Source organism: Legionella oakridgensis ATCC 33761 = DSM 21215 (genome assembly GCF_000512355.1).
Lineage (GTDB): Bacteria > Pseudomonadota > Gammaproteobacteria > Legionellales > Legionellaceae > Legionella_A > Legionella_A oakridgensis.
The window spans coordinates 220,333-234,014 of the sequence record NZ_CP004006.1; the positions used below are offsets into that span (position 1 = coordinate 220,333).

Below are 13,682 nucleotides of genomic sequence, written 5' to 3' on the forward strand. Positions count from 1 at the left end.
CAATGACTTTTAAATTATCGTTTCTAGAAAATCCAGACCCTGATGATGTGCAAATATTGACGAATGGGATTAAGGCTTATGCCAAACAACAAAGGAGCTTCGACTCTTTAGATTTCTTTGCATGCTTTATTCGTGATGCAGACAATAGCATTGTGGGTGGTTGCAGTGGTGGAACACTCTATGGGGGTCTTCACATCGATAATCTGTGGGTGAGTGAGCAAATAAGGCATCAAGGATGGGGAACAAAACTCATGCAAGCGGCATTGAAGTATGGCAGTGAAAAAGGCTGTGCTTTTGCAACAGTAAATACCATGGATTGGGAAGCAATAGAATTTTATAAAAAATTAGGATTCAAACTTGAATTTGAACGACATGGATTTCAAAAGAACTCTGTTTTTATTTTTGCGTAAAGAATTTCAGGCAACAACAGATATTAGACTCCTAAAAGATGATTCAATCTCTTGCTTAAATCAAAGCCTGAAATCGCCTATATTGGAATCGGTAGTGAGAAAAGAACCTGTCTCATTAAACAATGCGCCCCATTTTAAATGGGGACAAAGTTGCGATGGATGGTGGCTAAAAAATGATGGTCAATTTACTGTTATTTATGAAACGATGCCTGCAGGAAGTTGTGAGATAAAGCATTATCATCAGGAAACAGAACAGTTTTTTTATTGTTTGCAAGGTAAATTGATTATTGAGCTTGAGAGTTATGCGCAAGTGCTGCAGGAACAAGAAGGAATCAGTATTAAAGCAGGGGTAGCCCATAAAGTAAAAACAGCTTCAAAAATTCGGTTTCTTTTTTGGTGATATCATCTCCTCATTTACCAAAAGATAGAGTTAATCTGGAGCCCTAAAGTGTCTACTGAACTGATTATCCGCAATGCATTGTTTGATGAATTGTATTTAAGAAAATCAAAGGATTACACGCTGCTTTAAAAGTTGAGACAGCAACCTTGGATGATTATCCTATTATCCAAAATATGGCATGATTTTATGTATACGAGCTCTCACGTAACTTTGGTTTTATTTCGGATGATTGGGCCTTACCTGCCGATGGTCTGTATGAAAGCTTTGATTTTAAAAATTACTTTGAGGAACCGACAAGAAAAGCCTTTCTTATCAAAGTAGGTAATGAATTGGCAGGTTTTGCTCTATTAAATCAAAAAGGACTGTATCCGGATACAGCATGGAATATGGGAGAATTTTTTATTACTGCTAGGTTTCAGGGCAAAGATTTAGGGTATTTGGCTGCTTCTGAACTATGGAAAATGCATCCAGAGCTATGGGAAGTTTCCATGATTCCGGAAAATAAGCAAGCACTTGTCTTTTGGCGCAAAACTATTTCAAGTGTTACAGTAGGCAATTATCAGGAAGAAATTAAGACGATAAATTATGATCCGCATCAACCCCATTGGGTTTTAAGAAGACAATATTTAGTCAAGATCCAGATAGCCTTATCATGATAAATTTTTGGCTTCTCCATCTAAAGATTTGCCATGAAAATACTTGAATCAAAGCGCTTAATTTTACGCACCTTTGAAAAATCCGATCTTGATGCCATGACTGCGGTTAATCAAGATCCCAAAGTGTGTGAATATTTACCTTCAATTGGCAGCCGAGAAGAAACCGAAGAGTTAATCAACCGTATTATGAAACATCATCAGAAAAAAGGATTTTCTCTTTATGCTGTTGAATTAAAAATAACAGGGGAAATGATAGGTTTTCTTGGTTTGATGAGGCCATCTTTTGAAGCTCATTTTACCCCCGCAGTTGAAATTGGCTGGCGGCTTTCTTCCAAATACTGGAATCAAGGTTATGCAACAGAAGGAGCAGGTGCAGTTTTGCATTATGCATTTACTGTTCTACAAATCCCTGAAATCGTTTCATTCACTGTCGTAAATAATTATGCTTCCAGGCGTGTGATGGAGAAAATTGGTTTAAAACATAACCCAGATGATGATTTTGATCATCCAAAACTTGCTCTGGATAGCCCTTTAAGCAGACATGTACTATATCGACTCAAAAAATCAGACTATTAGATAGAAATGAATCAGATAGTTTCAGAACAGACTTACAATATGTGGGATTGAATTAAACATGAGTCAAATAAAAATACGCCTTTTTTCCCAAAAGGATATAGCTCAATTGGTCGATGAATTTGCACGTCACCATTGGCCTAAACCCAAATCGACGTTTGAATTGTATTGGCATGAACAAACTCTACATGAACGGACTATGTGGGTGGCTTTTTATAAAGACCAGCTTGCTGGTTATGCCACTTTAAAATGGGACTCCTGTTATCAACTTTTCCGAGAAAAAAAATTCCTGAAATTATGGACCTAAATGTGCTTCCTCCATATCGAAACAAGGGGATTGGATCACAACTGCTAGAAATGGCTGAACAATTGGCCGCAACGCGCAGCGATGTTGTTGGCTTGGGTGTTGGACTATACCGCGATTATGGCAATGCACAAAAATTGTATATTAAAAAGGGGTACTCACCTGATGGGTATGGTCTAACTTATCAATATCAAGAGATTAAACCAGGAAGCAGTGTTCCAGTAGATGATGATTTGGTTTTGTGGTTTACAAAAAATTGAAATCATCAATGGAGCTTGATGTTAGTACACACCTAGATCAAAAGCCATTAGAAACTCAAGGAAAATGCCAGATTAGATTTGTTGAAAAAATAGATGAGGCTACTGAGAAAAAATGACTAAGGACCTCATTGCTTATGAAGCAAGGCACGGTATTGATGTCAATTACCAACGATTTTCAGTGGTTATTTCCAATGAAAATGAGCAGATTCTTGGCGTTATTAATGCCTATACTGCGTTTGCAGAAATTTATGTTGATGATATCTGGGTGGACAGTGCCTACCGTGGCAAAGGCTATGGTAGGCAGTTATTGTCAGCCCTTGAAAATCATTTTAAAGGCCAGGGGTTTAATAATATCAATTTAGTGACCAGTGCTTTTCAAGCGCCGGAATTTTATAAGAAGTGTGGCTTTACGGCAGAATTCACGAGAATAAATAAAAAAAATCCTAAATTAAGTAAGACTTTTTTCGTAAAGTTTTTTAACGAAGATTCTGAGATGAAAGGGATTCTGAAGTCTGCATTTACGTAAATAAAAACAATTGGAACCATTTATAACTTAGCAATTATTATGAATATTCAAAAGCTGTCTAAAGCGCATATTGGCATACTTAATGATTATCTTGATAACCATGTTGAAACATGTATGTTCATTAGAAGCAATTTATATCACTCCGGTATTGAATATCAAAATACTCCTTATCATGGAGAATACTGGGCTTCATTTGATGATGCCAATAACATTAATGGTGTGTTGGTCCATTATTGGAATGGCAATTTGATGATGCAAGCAGAAAACAATAATATATTATATGCATTAATTAATAGATACAAAACTAATCAAATAAAGCCTATAGCTGGAATATTGGGGGATGACTCTCAAGCGGGTTTTGTTATTCAATCTCTAGATATTAAACCATCACAATTTGCTATAAATTACACAGAAGACTTATTTTCACTCTCGCTTAATCATTTAAATGTACCGGAAAAAGCGAAAGAGAATAGCTTTCAGCTGAGATCAATAGAACAGTGTGACATTTCAATACTCAAAAGATGGTTCATTGATTATAAAATTGAAGCTTTAGGTGCTACATCCTCTCCAGAGTTAGAAATTGAAGTTTTAGATGAAATTAATGATGAAAGCGTTAATAAAAATAGATGGGTTTTATACTACAAAATAATCCGGTATCGCTATGTGGGTTTAATGCTCATATGCAAGATATCGTTCAAATTGGCCCAGTATATACGCCACCAGAATTAAGGAATAAAGGATATGCAAAAGTCATCGTGGCCCTCTGCTTGAATCGAGCAAAAATGAACCAAGTTGATAATGCAATACTTTTTACCAACAATCCTCCTGCTACACATGTATACCGCTCATTAGGCTTTCAAGTCATAGGGCAATTCCGATTGGCTATATTAAAAAAGCCAGTATCGTTATAGCATCGTTATCATTAGTCATTTGTTGCCTATTACACATCCATGACTGACTTTTTAATAACCAAGCGCCTAACCATCAGCTACACTGAACAAAGTCATTTTGATGATATTCTTCGATTACGTGCCGATCCTCAAGTTCAGCGATATACTACCCAGAAACAACAGAGTCGCAAAGACATGGAAAGGTTTATGGAAATGATTCTGCTCTATCAAGATAAGCATGGCCATGGCATGGCTTCTGTTTTCTTAAGCGATAGCGGGGAATTTATTGGCCAAGCTGGCATATTCCACATTGGACATTATGACTTACAGCCAGAAATAGAAATAGGTTATCGATTCCATAAAAAATACTGGGATAAAGGTTATGCAACAGAAGTTGTAACAGCACTGGCTAAATGAGGATTTCAACATCTCGATATCGACACAATTGTCTCATTTGTTGAGCCTGAAAATATTGCTTCAAAAAGAGTTCTAGAAAAATGTAATTTCCAATTCATAGGTATTGAGGAATGTTATTATGGCCTCTTTGAAAGGTATGAGAGACACAAAGATAAATAAGTAATGAGTCCTCTTTTGAGAGGCGTTGACCTCATTAAAGATGAAATTTTTATACGATTAAAAAATGGTCGATTATTTTATGCTTAATAACAATGTTGTGAATCAGCAACTGAGTGCGTGCCTAGAAATATTAACAAATGTCTTAGGAGCTGATTTACTGGGTGTTTACCTTTATGGTTCTTATCTTGTTGGCGGTTTACAAAAATATAGTGATATTGACTTATTTGTTATAACAAACCGTTCCACTACAACAGAAGAAAAAATAGAGCTAACTAACCACCTTCTTCAAATATCTGGTATTTACATGAAAGGCACCAAGCCACCCATTGAAATGACGTTTGTAGAAAAAGCAGCAGTAAACCCTTGGCATTATCCTCCTCTTTTTGATTTCCAATATGGTGAGTGGCTGCGCGAATCTTTTGAAATGGGAAATTTCGAACCATGGCAGAGTCGAGAAATGCCAGACCTCGCTTTGATTATCACTCAAATCTTATTGAAGAGTCATACATTATGGGGAGAAGAACCTGAACAATTGTTAGTACCTGTCCCATACCAAGACTTTATAAAAGCTATGCTCAACGATGTGGATAGACTGGCAGCTGATCTTGAAGAGGATACTCGAAATGTATTGCTAACCATCGCACGAATTTGGAGCACCTTAGAAACTAATATGATTAGCTCCAAGCCAGATGCAGCTGACTGGGTGATTGAACGCTTACCTTCGAAATACCGACCTGTGATGAAAAGAGCCAAATCAATATGTACAGGTGATGAAGAAGAGCATTGGGATGATCTCGATGGATTTGTAAAAACATGTGCAGATTTTATGTTAAGTAGAATAAATGAGCGAAAATTATCAATAAATTTGAAAGCTCCCTCCAATCAAATAAAACTGGCTTAGTGTCTATATACCATCTCTGAGTCTCTTTGCATCAATAAACAGCTGGTTACACTCATCTACCATCACCCCACCAAGTAAATGACAGCTATAAAAATCTGGTGTTTTGGATAAAACTTCCTCAGCTCCAACCTGAATCTGTCGACCAAATAACTCATGCGAAAATGCAATCGAAGAACCATAAATTACTTTAGGAATTATCGCCCAATAGATTGCCGCAGCACACATCGGACAAGGTTCCGCAGTATAAAGACTTAATTTACTGCGGTCACCATCAAACCCGTTATTATATAAGTCATGAATAACAGATAGTTCCCCGTGCATTAATGGGTGGTTATGTGCGCTATTAACCGATTTTACAAGGATGTCTTTATCATCATAGACAATAATAATAAAAATCCTTTTTATTTGTTTTGATCTCCGATAAGCACCAAAAATTAATACTTATCGGAGATGATTTCAAATATCCTGCCCAAATATACACATAACATCCTGAATTTTACTTTAATGATTAATAAAGCTTACATTTATTAATCAAATTTAAGTGATATAATGATTAATAAAAGATAAGGTTATTAATCATGGCTTGGAACTGGCAATTAAAAAATTGGCCGAATTTTACGTGGAATGAAGACAATTTAGAAAAATATGAGCACGAATTTATTTTAAGTGCAGGTGTTATTATTGGTTCATCTGAGCACATTTCAAAAGAAGATAAGCAAGAATTATTTGTACAATTGTTATCTTCTGAAGCAGTGGATACTTCTTTAATAGAGGGTGAGCATTTAAATCGAGATAGTGTTCAGTCATCTATTAAAAAAGAGCTGGGATTGTCGGTAGATGGTAAAAAATCGACGCCTGCTGAGAGAAGTATCGCGATGATGATGGTTGATTTATACTGCACAATTGATGAACCATTGACGCATGAAACATTATATCATTGGCACAGGTTGTTAATGAGGCATGATCATCGTATAGAAGTGGTTGGGGCATATCGCACGCATGAAGAACCAATGGAAATTGTATCTGGTCCTGATTATGCAAAGAAAGTCCATTTTGTAGCGCCACCATCAAAAACTGTGCCAGATGAAATGAGTTGGTTTATAAAGTGGTTTGAAGATACATCACCCAATGGAAATAATCCATTACTTTCACTCACAAGAGCGGGTATTGCTCATTTATGGTTTGAAAGTATTCATCCTTTTGAAGATGGGAATGGTCGCACAACAAAATACTAAGTCATGGGTTCATTGGATCATTGAGAAGGTCAGATTTATGCGCAAGGCTCAAGGTCTAATTAATGAACGCCAAGAAAAAGTATTGCTTCGTTTATTTCGAGCAGGCCCAGATGGATTTATTGGTGGTTTGAGTGCAAAAAATTATATGAGTATTTCAGGTACTACGATTGCCACCACGACAAGGGATTTACGAGACTTGGTTGAGAAAAACTTGCTCAGAAAAACAGGTGAACGCAAATCAACCCGATATTATTTGAACATCAGTATGTCAGGCAAGCAAACGTGAGCAAAAACTTGCCATTTTGTATCCTGAAGGATACAATTAATACATGAAAGAAATAAAAAGAAAAACAATAAAGATTTATCAAAAGGATAATGGCGATTGCCCTTTTATTTTATGGCTGGAGTCATTAAATTTGGCTCAGGCTATCGAGTTTATTATAGCGAGTTGGATGATGTGATCGTCCTTTTGCTCTGCGCTGGTGATAAGAAGTCACAAAGCAGCGACATTAAGCAGGCAAAAGAATATTTAAAAGATTATTTGAAGGGAGAGAATCATGATTAAGAGTATTGATTATCATGATTATTTGATTGAATCCTTAAAAGAACCCTCTGAGGCAGCTGGATACTTAAATGCAGCGCTTGATGATGGTGATATCGATGGTTTTTTGGAAGCGCTGCGTAATGTAGTAGAGGCTCATGGCGGTATGACTAAATTATCTGAGAAAACATCTAAAGGGAGAAACAGTCTCTATAAAACGATATCCAGTAATGGAAACCCTTATTTAAGAAATACTAATGAAATCTTGCATGCATTGGGATTTCATTTATCCATTACACCAAATGGTTCGGGCCACCGAAAACGCGCTTAAAACTACCCATTTTCTGCCCAAAAAAGTTGGGATAAAAATAAAATGCAGCAATATCAATAGATTACGAAAAATTGTCGCAGGTTCGATTCCCGATGCCTACATATAACTTGTTGATTTTATTAATTTTATATGTCGCCTATAGCTCCGCGGGGCTCCAGTGGGTCGTGAATAAAAGCTCCGCTCAGAAAAATATTGAATCATTAACGATCATTTTAAAATTCACGTTAACTATATGATTTTTTATGGTTTTTGATGGCCTTTCGTTGTTTATCATGATCTGGGCCAAAATCAGGTGTAGCGGGTTCGATCCCCCCGTCCAAACAACTTATTGATTTTTAATAATTTTTAATAAAAACGCTCCCGCTGATTTTTGTTTCTTTGAAATAAATATTTAAATTGTAACTTGACATTAAAAAAATTGAGAAGTTGTCTTCAAGAATATAGCGATAATTAAAATTCTTAAGCGGTTTGTTAACAACTATTCCTCATTATACGTTGAAAATAATTCTTTTATTGACGCGCACTTGAAATTTTTCCTACTTATGGTATTCTTAAAAGTAAGAATATAAGGAGGAAGATATTATGCTTGTTCAAAAACTATCTATTTCCTTGCCTCAACAGCAATGTGAATTTATTGAAAATTACCTTGTCGATCATCATCTAAAAAGTCGCTCTGAGGTTATTAAAGAAGCACTTTATTTGTTGCAACAAAAGCAACTTGAAGCTTATTACAGAGAGGCGAATCAGGAGGTTGATTTAGCATTTGAGAATACATCTTTAGATGGACTTGAAGAAAATGAAACGTGGTGAGATTTATTATGCTGATTTAGATCCTACAGTGGGCGATGAAACTAAAAAATTCGCCCGGTACTTATTATAAGTAATAATGCTAATAACAATGTTGCTAACACAATTACCATTGTGCCAATTACATCAAATGTAAATAAAGTTTATCCATTTGAAGTCCTGCTTAACAGTAATGATAGTGGCTTGTCAAAAACTTCAAAAGCCCAATGTCATCAAATTAGAACTATTTCAAAAAATAGAATTTCTAACATGAAGGTTCAGGGCATCGTTAGCAATTTAATCCTATCTAAGATCAATTCTGCATTAAAGTTACACTTAGATCTACCTTGATGATTCGAGTTTTTATCTTTAGGCCTGATTAATCCTAAATCTGGACTTGTAGGTTGGTTGGCCTTGCTATCAATATGATAGCTCTAACCGATCAGCATGACTCCATTTTCCTTAAAACGATCCATTATTGTCTGTGTCCCAAAAACACATAAAAAAATGAGTAAATCCAAGGTGAAACTATAAACATTTCATATCACTGTGCCTTTATTAAATACTGGAATTTTTTGTAGAAAATATTTCAATTGTCTAAAATTTAAGAAATAATTCTTTAAATTCTTTGTGAGTGGGTTCGATTCCTGTCTACATCATAATTTATTGTTTTTAAAAAATTTTTTATATATTTCTCCTTCAAAGAGTTCGCATGGGTTTCTTCTCTAGTTTAAATTTATCAAATAGACCTTAGTTTATATGAAATCCCATTTCACAACGCGATGGATTTCTTAGCAATTTCAAACTACTTCAATTTCAACAGGAGCAAGACCTTTTATACCGAGTTTTTTAGCTGCAGCAAAGGATAAATCAATTAGCCTATTCGATAAAAAAGGACCTCGATCATTAATTCGAACCACAATCGACCGGCCATTATTAAGGTTTTTGACCCGTACTCGTGTAGCAAGTGGGAGTGTTGGATGAGCTGCTGTCATCGCATACATGTTGTAGCGCTCTCCGGTCGATGTTTTTTGATTCCGAGCGTGTGACCCATACCAGGAAGCAATTCCTTTTGCTTTGTAGTGTTTGGCAGACTTCATCACATAATATGTTTTCCCTCTGATCACATAGTGATCCGGACCATTAGATTGCTGATGCGTACAAGCAACCAGTAGTATTAGGAGTAAGCTTGTAATGAGTCGGTTAATGGTCAACAAAATCGCATAATAGTTCATAAAGTTATCTTCTACTTCCGCTACAGATATTTAAATATAAGTTTTAAATGTTATCGAGATGACCTTTATAAATAACTTAATTTTAAATATACATAATTAATAGATCGCAAGAAATAAAGATATTTCTTGCAAAGAAAATCGTCAATGAGTAACACATTTGGCAAACTCTAACTAGAAGTGCGGCAAGCAAAATGCAGTATATTCATGTTCTTCGGAAACTTGAATAACTAGCAAAGGAGCTTGCCGCATGAGGGATTATACTCAATTGTCGATGAAGGATCGACAACGCTTTTGTACTTATCTGCGCCTAGGGGGCAGATGTTTGATTTGCTAACCAATCTTCAAAGGTTAATGCAAAACGAAAATGATCTTGCCAGATATTATTAACTTTTAAATAGCGAGGAGAAAAACCTTCTTTTAAAAACCATTTCTTGTTATCAGATGGATGGATGCAGAATTACCTGGTTGAATATTTGCTTCAATTCGATGTAAATCTAAAGAAGTGAATATCTCTTTAAGGACAAGTTTTAATGCCTGACTCATTAAGCCTTTTTTAGCATGATCTACCGATGCATAATAGCCTAAGTAAGCACTTTTAAAGACACCATGCATGATACCACTGATATTAAACACTCCAATAATCTGTTGATTGCTATCCCAGGCAATATAATATTGCTCACTCTCCAGTTGGCTTTTAGTTAAATAAGTTTGAAATTCTTCGGAAGAACAGGGCGCCGTTATAAAAGGAAAATGAAAATCGCGACTATTTTTCATTGTAGAAACAAATATGGCTTCATCCTGGGCGGAAGGTTCACGAAGTGTAATCATTTCTAACTCAGTTAATATTAAAATTCTTTATTTAATTAAAATTGCAGTGATGTAGAGTAATTAGGGTTTATTCAATCTTGCAGACATAAAGTCAATAAAATGTCGAACAGAAGGAATCATATATCGTTTTGAAGGATAAATTAAATAGAGCGTTGCTGTTGGAACAGACCATTCGGGTAATAATCTGATTAATTCTCCAGAATCAAGTTCGGGTTGGCAATATTTTTGTGGCATGACAGTAACACCAAGACCAGCCAGGGCACTTCTTTTTAGTATTAGCCATTCATCACTTTGTATTAGTGGATTGATGGTAATAGATAATTGTTGGGCTGTTTTTTGATGTTTAATGCTCCATTGTAATGCACCATCTGCACGCGACTTAAATAATGTTTTTGCTTGAGGTAAATCTTGAGGGGTTATGACTGGTGGATTATATTTTAAATAATCTGGGCTGGTAACCAGAATATGTTCAGATGGCCCAAGATTGATTGCAATCAAGGAAGAGTCAGTTAGGGGATACGTTTGAAATCGTATTGCGACATCAATGCCTTCCTGATTCAGATCAACAAATCGTTCTGTTGCGATTAAGTTAATTTGTATCTCGGGATATTGGTGCATAAAATCAATCAGATACTGACCAAATTGAAACTGGGAAAATAAAGTGGGGCAGCTGATTCGGATACGTCCTGATGGCTTTTCTCTGACGTGTAATATAGTCCTATATGCCGCTTCTGATTCTTGCATGATGCTTTGACAATGCTGATAAAATGCCTGCCCCAATTCAGTTAAAGATAGGGAGCGGGTGGTACGATACAACAATTTTACCTGCAAGTTTTTTCAAGTTTGGAAATACGCCTGCTGAGTATCGATTTATTAATTCCTAGGGATATGCTGGCTTTGGTAAAACTACCATGCTCAACTACCGTGAAAAAATAATACATGTCATTTAAATCCATCAGGGCTCCTAATTACTGTTGCAAATAAAGCAACAGTAAATGTTATTTTATAATAATTATCTTTTAAATAGAAACTATATACTTATACTAGGTAAACATACTGGATTAAGTCATGAAAACATTAGCTATCGATTCAAGCATGATGGGACAACATTCTGTTTCAAGGCAGCTGATGCGTTATTTTATCGAACGTGATCAATCAGAAATCAAATACAGAAATTTGGTCGAAGAAAATCCCGCCCATTTATCTCTTGAATTCATAGAAAAGAATACAATTGATAATTCAATGATTGATGAAACTACTTATCAAATTAATCTGTCTAAGATTTATTTAAATGAATTTCTGGAAGCCGAACGATTGGTTATAGCAGCACCCATGTATAATTTTTCCATCCCTTCGGTTTTGAAAGCATGGATTGACCGGATTATGATAGCGGGAAAAACTTTTAAATATACAGAGCAGGGTCCAATTGGTTTAGCTGGTGAGAAAAAAGTTTATATTATATCTACTCGTGGTGGTGAGTATGAAATATTACCAAGTCTTAAAGCGATGGATCATCAAGAAAACTATCTGGTGACTGTTTTTAATTTCCTGGGAATTCATGATATTAGGTTCATTCGTGCCGAAGGAGTGAACAGGGGAAAAGATAAAAAACTAGCTGCTATCAATCAAGCTTATCAACAAATTGATAAGATAGTATCAATGGAATGGGAATATCCGGGCTCTTTCTCAAATCAGGGGAGAGGTGATCATTCTAATTTGAAGAGCGACAGTCAGAAAAGCTGTATGTCATGTTGTTAGGAAACTTGAAAATAGCGGCATATTGTCACCGAAGTAGTGTTATGCAAGATGATTGGTTCAATCTATAATCGCTTGATAGACAAGTGTCTGAAAGTGTCGCAGTATCATCGAAAAATTAAGCATTGCTTGTGTGAAAAACAGCCCAATTAATTCTTCTTTAGGATCTATCCAATAATAGGTTTTCGCGGCACCAGCCCACCCATACTCACCAACGGAACCTATTATTCCAGATTTTGCAACATCAACCATGACTCTAGAGCCCAATCCAAAACCATATCCCATCAATTTTGCATCAGAAGCAAAACCAATAGGTAAAAATTCTGAGGGCAGATGATTCATATGCATTAACTCGAGTGTTTTCCGACTTAAAATACGTTTTCCATCGAGTTGACCTTGATTTAATAACATTTGCGAAAAGCGAAAAAAATCTTCTACAGTCGATACCAATCCATATCCACCTCGCCTGAAATTAGGGTTATCAATTGGTGATGATGCTGAAATATCCATTCTCTCATTAATTTTCTGGTGATAATAAATTATTTTTTCGATATAAATCATTGACAGAAAAATCCTCATAAATATCATAAACCAACCCTGACGTATGCGTCAGTAAATGCTGAATCGTAACAGGCTGCTTTAGATCCACTAACCGTTCCACACTAGTGGCATCTTTTTATAATACCTTAAGCTGCGCAAACGCAGGAATATAATTTGATACTGGATCAAGTAAATCACATTGGTGCTATTTATCGATTATGAGATCTATTTTATGTCAATTAAATTAATTATTGTCCTTGGTTACACACTAAATAGGGATTGTTCGATACAGCCCATTTTACAATCTAGATTAGATAAGGCTATTTTACTTTACCAAAAAGAGGATAATATTTTGGTTTGTGGTAATGGGCCGCCCAAGGCTTTGGTTCCAGAACCATGCCAAAAAACCACGGAAGCAGAGGCAATGAAAAATTATCTGATTGCAAAAGGAATTCCTGCAGAAAAAATCTATAAGGAGGAACAATCTACTACCACGTTTGGTAACGCCTATTATGGTTATTTGACTATAAAGAACAACAAACTTTTTCCTAAATCAATTTTTATTATTTCAAATCAATTTCACTTTCCTCTTGTTAAATACAGCTTTGACAAAGTTTTTGGAAATAGCTTTTCTTATTCATTTCATGCCGTATCTGACGTTGATCTGCCTATAGAAAAAGAGATGACAGAATGGAAAAGGATTATTCAGGGTATGGTTGATAATTGCTATCCGCAGTTATTTAATGGAGTCAATGATGGAGATATTGATGCAATTACATCAATCATTGAACGCCCAAGGAACAATAATTTTGAGCGCTGTGTAAAAACTTTATTGAATTTAAAAGAAGAAAATGTAGATCTTTCTGATTTCATTTAATGTTACGTCGGTAAAGTGTATGCTAAAATCTGAATCCATTAAGCGAGTGGTTTTATCT

The 13,682-nt window shown here is 35.6% G+C and carries 25 protein-coding genes; 19 read left to right on the forward strand and 6 right to left on the reverse strand.

Going from position 1 to position 13,682, the window contains the following annotated elements; all coding sequences use genetic code 11:
• Positions 1-2: 2 nt before the first annotated feature.
• The 11 genes from LOA_RS14995 (at position 3) to LOA_RS01125 (ending at position 5,496) form a co-directional block, all read left to right on the forward strand.
• A complete protein-coding gene (locus tag LOA_RS14995; RefSeq protein ID WP_025384781.1) occupies positions 3-410 on the forward strand; it encodes a GNAT family N-acetyltransferase in 408 nt (135 codons plus the stop codon).
• Positions 411-504: 94 nt separating this feature from the next.
• Positions 505-810 (forward strand): cupin domain-containing protein, encoded by a 306-nt coding sequence (locus LOA_RS15000; RefSeq protein WP_238551279.1) that lies wholly within the window; start codon positions 505-507, stop codon positions 808-810.
• A 329-nt stretch (positions 811-1,139) separates the two neighbouring features.
• Positions 1,140-1,466: a hypothetical protein gene (locus tag LOA_RS16100; RefSeq protein WP_025384782.1), complete on the forward strand. Its 327-nt coding sequence runs from the start codon at positions 1,140-1,142 to the stop codon at positions 1,464-1,466.
• Between the two features lie 33 nt (positions 1,467-1,499).
• Entirely contained in the window at positions 1,500-2,042 is a 543-nt protein-coding gene (locus tag LOA_RS01100) for a GNAT family N-acetyltransferase (protein ID WP_025384783.1), read from the forward strand.
• A 58-nt stretch (positions 2,043-2,100) separates the two neighbouring features.
• The gene (locus LOA_RS15010; protein ID WP_238551280.1) at positions 2,101-2,346 is read left to right on the forward strand and encodes a hypothetical protein; all 246 of its coding nucleotides are present in this window, start codon (positions 2,101-2,103) and stop codon (positions 2,344-2,346) included.
• Positions 2,347-2,348: 2 nt separating this feature from the next.
• Positions 2,349-2,603 (forward strand): GNAT family N-acetyltransferase, encoded by a 255-nt coding sequence (locus LOA_RS15015; RefSeq protein ID WP_238551281.1) that lies wholly within the window; start codon positions 2,349-2,351, stop codon positions 2,601-2,603.
• 112 nt (positions 2,604-2,715) lie between these two features.
• Complete coding sequence (locus tag LOA_RS01110) at positions 2,716-3,129, forward strand: GNAT family N-acetyltransferase (RefSeq protein WP_042238614.1); 414 nt, start codon at positions 2,716-2,718, stop codon at positions 3,127-3,129.
• A 39-nt stretch (positions 3,130-3,168) separates the two neighbouring features.
• On the forward strand, positions 3,169-3,858 hold the full coding sequence (locus LOA_RS01115) for a hypothetical protein (RefSeq protein WP_238551282.1): 690 nt from the start codon (positions 3,169-3,171) through the stop codon (positions 3,856-3,858).
• Positions 3,810-4,040 carry a GNAT family N-acetyltransferase gene (locus tag LOA_RS15020; RefSeq protein ID WP_238551283.1) on the forward strand — a complete coding sequence of 77 codons (231 nt, stop codon included), beginning with the start codon at positions 3,810-3,812 and terminating at the stop codon, positions 4,038-4,040. Before LOA_RS01115 ends, LOA_RS15020 begins: the two co-directional genes overlap by 49 nt.
• Positions 4,041-4,079: 39 nt before the next feature.
• Entirely contained in the window at positions 4,080-4,436 is a 357-nt protein-coding gene (locus LOA_RS13490) for a GNAT family N-acetyltransferase (protein WP_051398890.1), read from the forward strand.
• Positions 4,437-4,659: 223 nt separating this feature from the next.
• The gene (locus LOA_RS01125; protein ID WP_237758110.1) at positions 4,660-5,496 is read left to right on the forward strand and encodes an aminoglycoside adenylyltransferase family protein; all 837 of its coding nucleotides are present in this window, start codon (positions 4,660-4,662) and stop codon (positions 5,494-5,496) included.
• 3 nt (positions 5,497-5,499) lie between these two features.
• Here LOA_RS01125 and LOA_RS01130 read toward each other — a convergent pair whose 3' ends face one another.
• Complete coding sequence (locus LOA_RS01130; RefSeq protein WP_042238615.1) at positions 5,500-5,931, reverse strand: deaminase; 432 nt, start codon at positions 5,929-5,931, stop codon at positions 5,500-5,502.
• A gap of 143 nt (positions 5,932-6,074) precedes the next feature.
• Here LOA_RS01130 and LOA_RS01135 point away from each other — a divergent pair, with 143 nt between their 5' ends.
• From LOA_RS01135 to LOA_RS16105, 6 genes are all read left to right on the forward strand, one after another.
• Complete coding sequence (locus tag LOA_RS01135; RefSeq protein WP_237758108.1) at positions 6,075-6,731, forward strand: Fic family protein; 657 nt, start codon at positions 6,075-6,077, stop codon at positions 6,729-6,731.
• Positions 6,732-6,768: 37 nt separating this feature from the next.
• Positions 6,769-7,017 carry a Fic family protein gene (locus LOA_RS15025; RefSeq protein WP_237758106.1) on the forward strand — a complete coding sequence of 83 codons (249 nt, stop codon included), beginning with the start codon at positions 6,769-6,771 and terminating at the stop codon, positions 7,015-7,017.
• A 96-nt stretch (positions 7,018-7,113) separates the two neighbouring features.
• On the forward strand, positions 7,114-7,296 hold the full coding sequence (locus LOA_RS14030; protein ID WP_237758104.1) for a type II toxin-antitoxin system RelE/ParE family toxin: 183 nt from the start codon (positions 7,114-7,116) through the stop codon (positions 7,294-7,296).
• Positions 7,289-7,603 carry an addiction module antidote protein gene (locus LOA_RS01145; protein ID WP_025384786.1) on the forward strand — a complete coding sequence of 105 codons (315 nt, stop codon included), beginning with the start codon at positions 7,289-7,291 and terminating at the stop codon, positions 7,601-7,603. Before LOA_RS14030 ends, LOA_RS01145 begins: the two co-directional genes overlap by 8 nt.
• A 582-nt stretch (positions 7,604-8,185) precedes the next feature.
• On the forward strand, positions 8,186-8,413 hold the full coding sequence (locus tag LOA_RS01150) for a ribbon-helix-helix domain-containing protein (RefSeq protein ID WP_025384787.1): 228 nt from the start codon (positions 8,186-8,188) through the stop codon (positions 8,411-8,413).
• Positions 8,414-8,461: 48 nt separating this feature from the next.
• A complete protein-coding gene (locus LOA_RS16105) occupies positions 8,462-8,740 on the forward strand; it encodes a type II toxin-antitoxin system PemK/MazF family toxin (RefSeq protein ID WP_202961903.1) in 279 nt (92 codons plus the stop codon).
• A 449-nt stretch (positions 8,741-9,189) separates the two neighbouring features.
• Here the strand turns inward: LOA_RS16105 and LOA_RS01155 are convergent, their stop codons facing one another.
• The 4 genes from LOA_RS01155 to LOA_RS15030 form a co-directional block, all read right to left on the reverse strand.
• Complete coding sequence (locus LOA_RS01155; protein WP_025384788.1) at positions 9,190-9,624, reverse strand: septal ring lytic transglycosylase RlpA family protein; 435 nt, start codon at positions 9,622-9,624, stop codon at positions 9,190-9,192.
• A 417-nt stretch (positions 9,625-10,041) separates the two neighbouring features.
• Positions 10,042-10,452, reverse strand: a complete 411-nt coding sequence (locus LOA_RS01160) for a GNAT family N-acetyltransferase (RefSeq protein WP_238551284.1) — start codon at positions 10,450-10,452, stop codon at positions 10,042-10,044.
• 60 nt (positions 10,453-10,512) lie between these two features.
• Positions 10,513-11,283, reverse strand: a complete 771-nt coding sequence (locus tag LOA_RS01165; protein WP_238551285.1) for a LysR family transcriptional regulator — start codon at positions 11,281-11,283, stop codon at positions 10,513-10,515.
• Entirely contained in the window at positions 11,274-11,408 is a 135-nt protein-coding gene (locus LOA_RS15030; RefSeq protein WP_338010463.1) for a LysR family transcriptional regulator, read from the reverse strand. The genes LOA_RS01165 and LOA_RS15030 overlap by 10 nt, the downstream gene beginning before the upstream one ends.
• Positions 11,409-11,520: 112 nt before the next feature.
• On the opposite strand from LOA_RS15030, the gene LOA_RS01170 reads away from it, so the two are divergent.
• On the forward strand, positions 11,521-12,210 hold the full coding sequence (locus tag LOA_RS01170; protein ID WP_025384789.1) for an FMN-dependent NADH-azoreductase: 690 nt from the start codon (positions 11,521-11,523) through the stop codon (positions 12,208-12,210).
• Between the two features lie 57 nt (positions 12,211-12,267).
• On the opposite strand, the gene LOA_RS01175 is transcribed toward LOA_RS01170, so the two are convergent.
• The gene (locus LOA_RS01175; protein ID WP_158422996.1) at positions 12,268-12,768 is read right to left on the reverse strand and encodes a serine hydrolase domain-containing protein; all 501 of its coding nucleotides are present in this window, start codon (positions 12,766-12,768) and stop codon (positions 12,268-12,270) included.
• 211 nt (positions 12,769-12,979) lie between these two features.
• Between LOA_RS01175 and LOA_RS13495 the strand changes: the two genes are divergently transcribed.
• Positions 12,980-13,624 (forward strand): YdcF family protein, encoded by a 645-nt coding sequence (locus LOA_RS13495; protein ID WP_025384791.1) that lies wholly within the window; start codon positions 12,980-12,982, stop codon positions 13,622-13,624.
• The last annotated feature ends 58 nt before the right edge of the window (positions 13,625-13,682 follow it).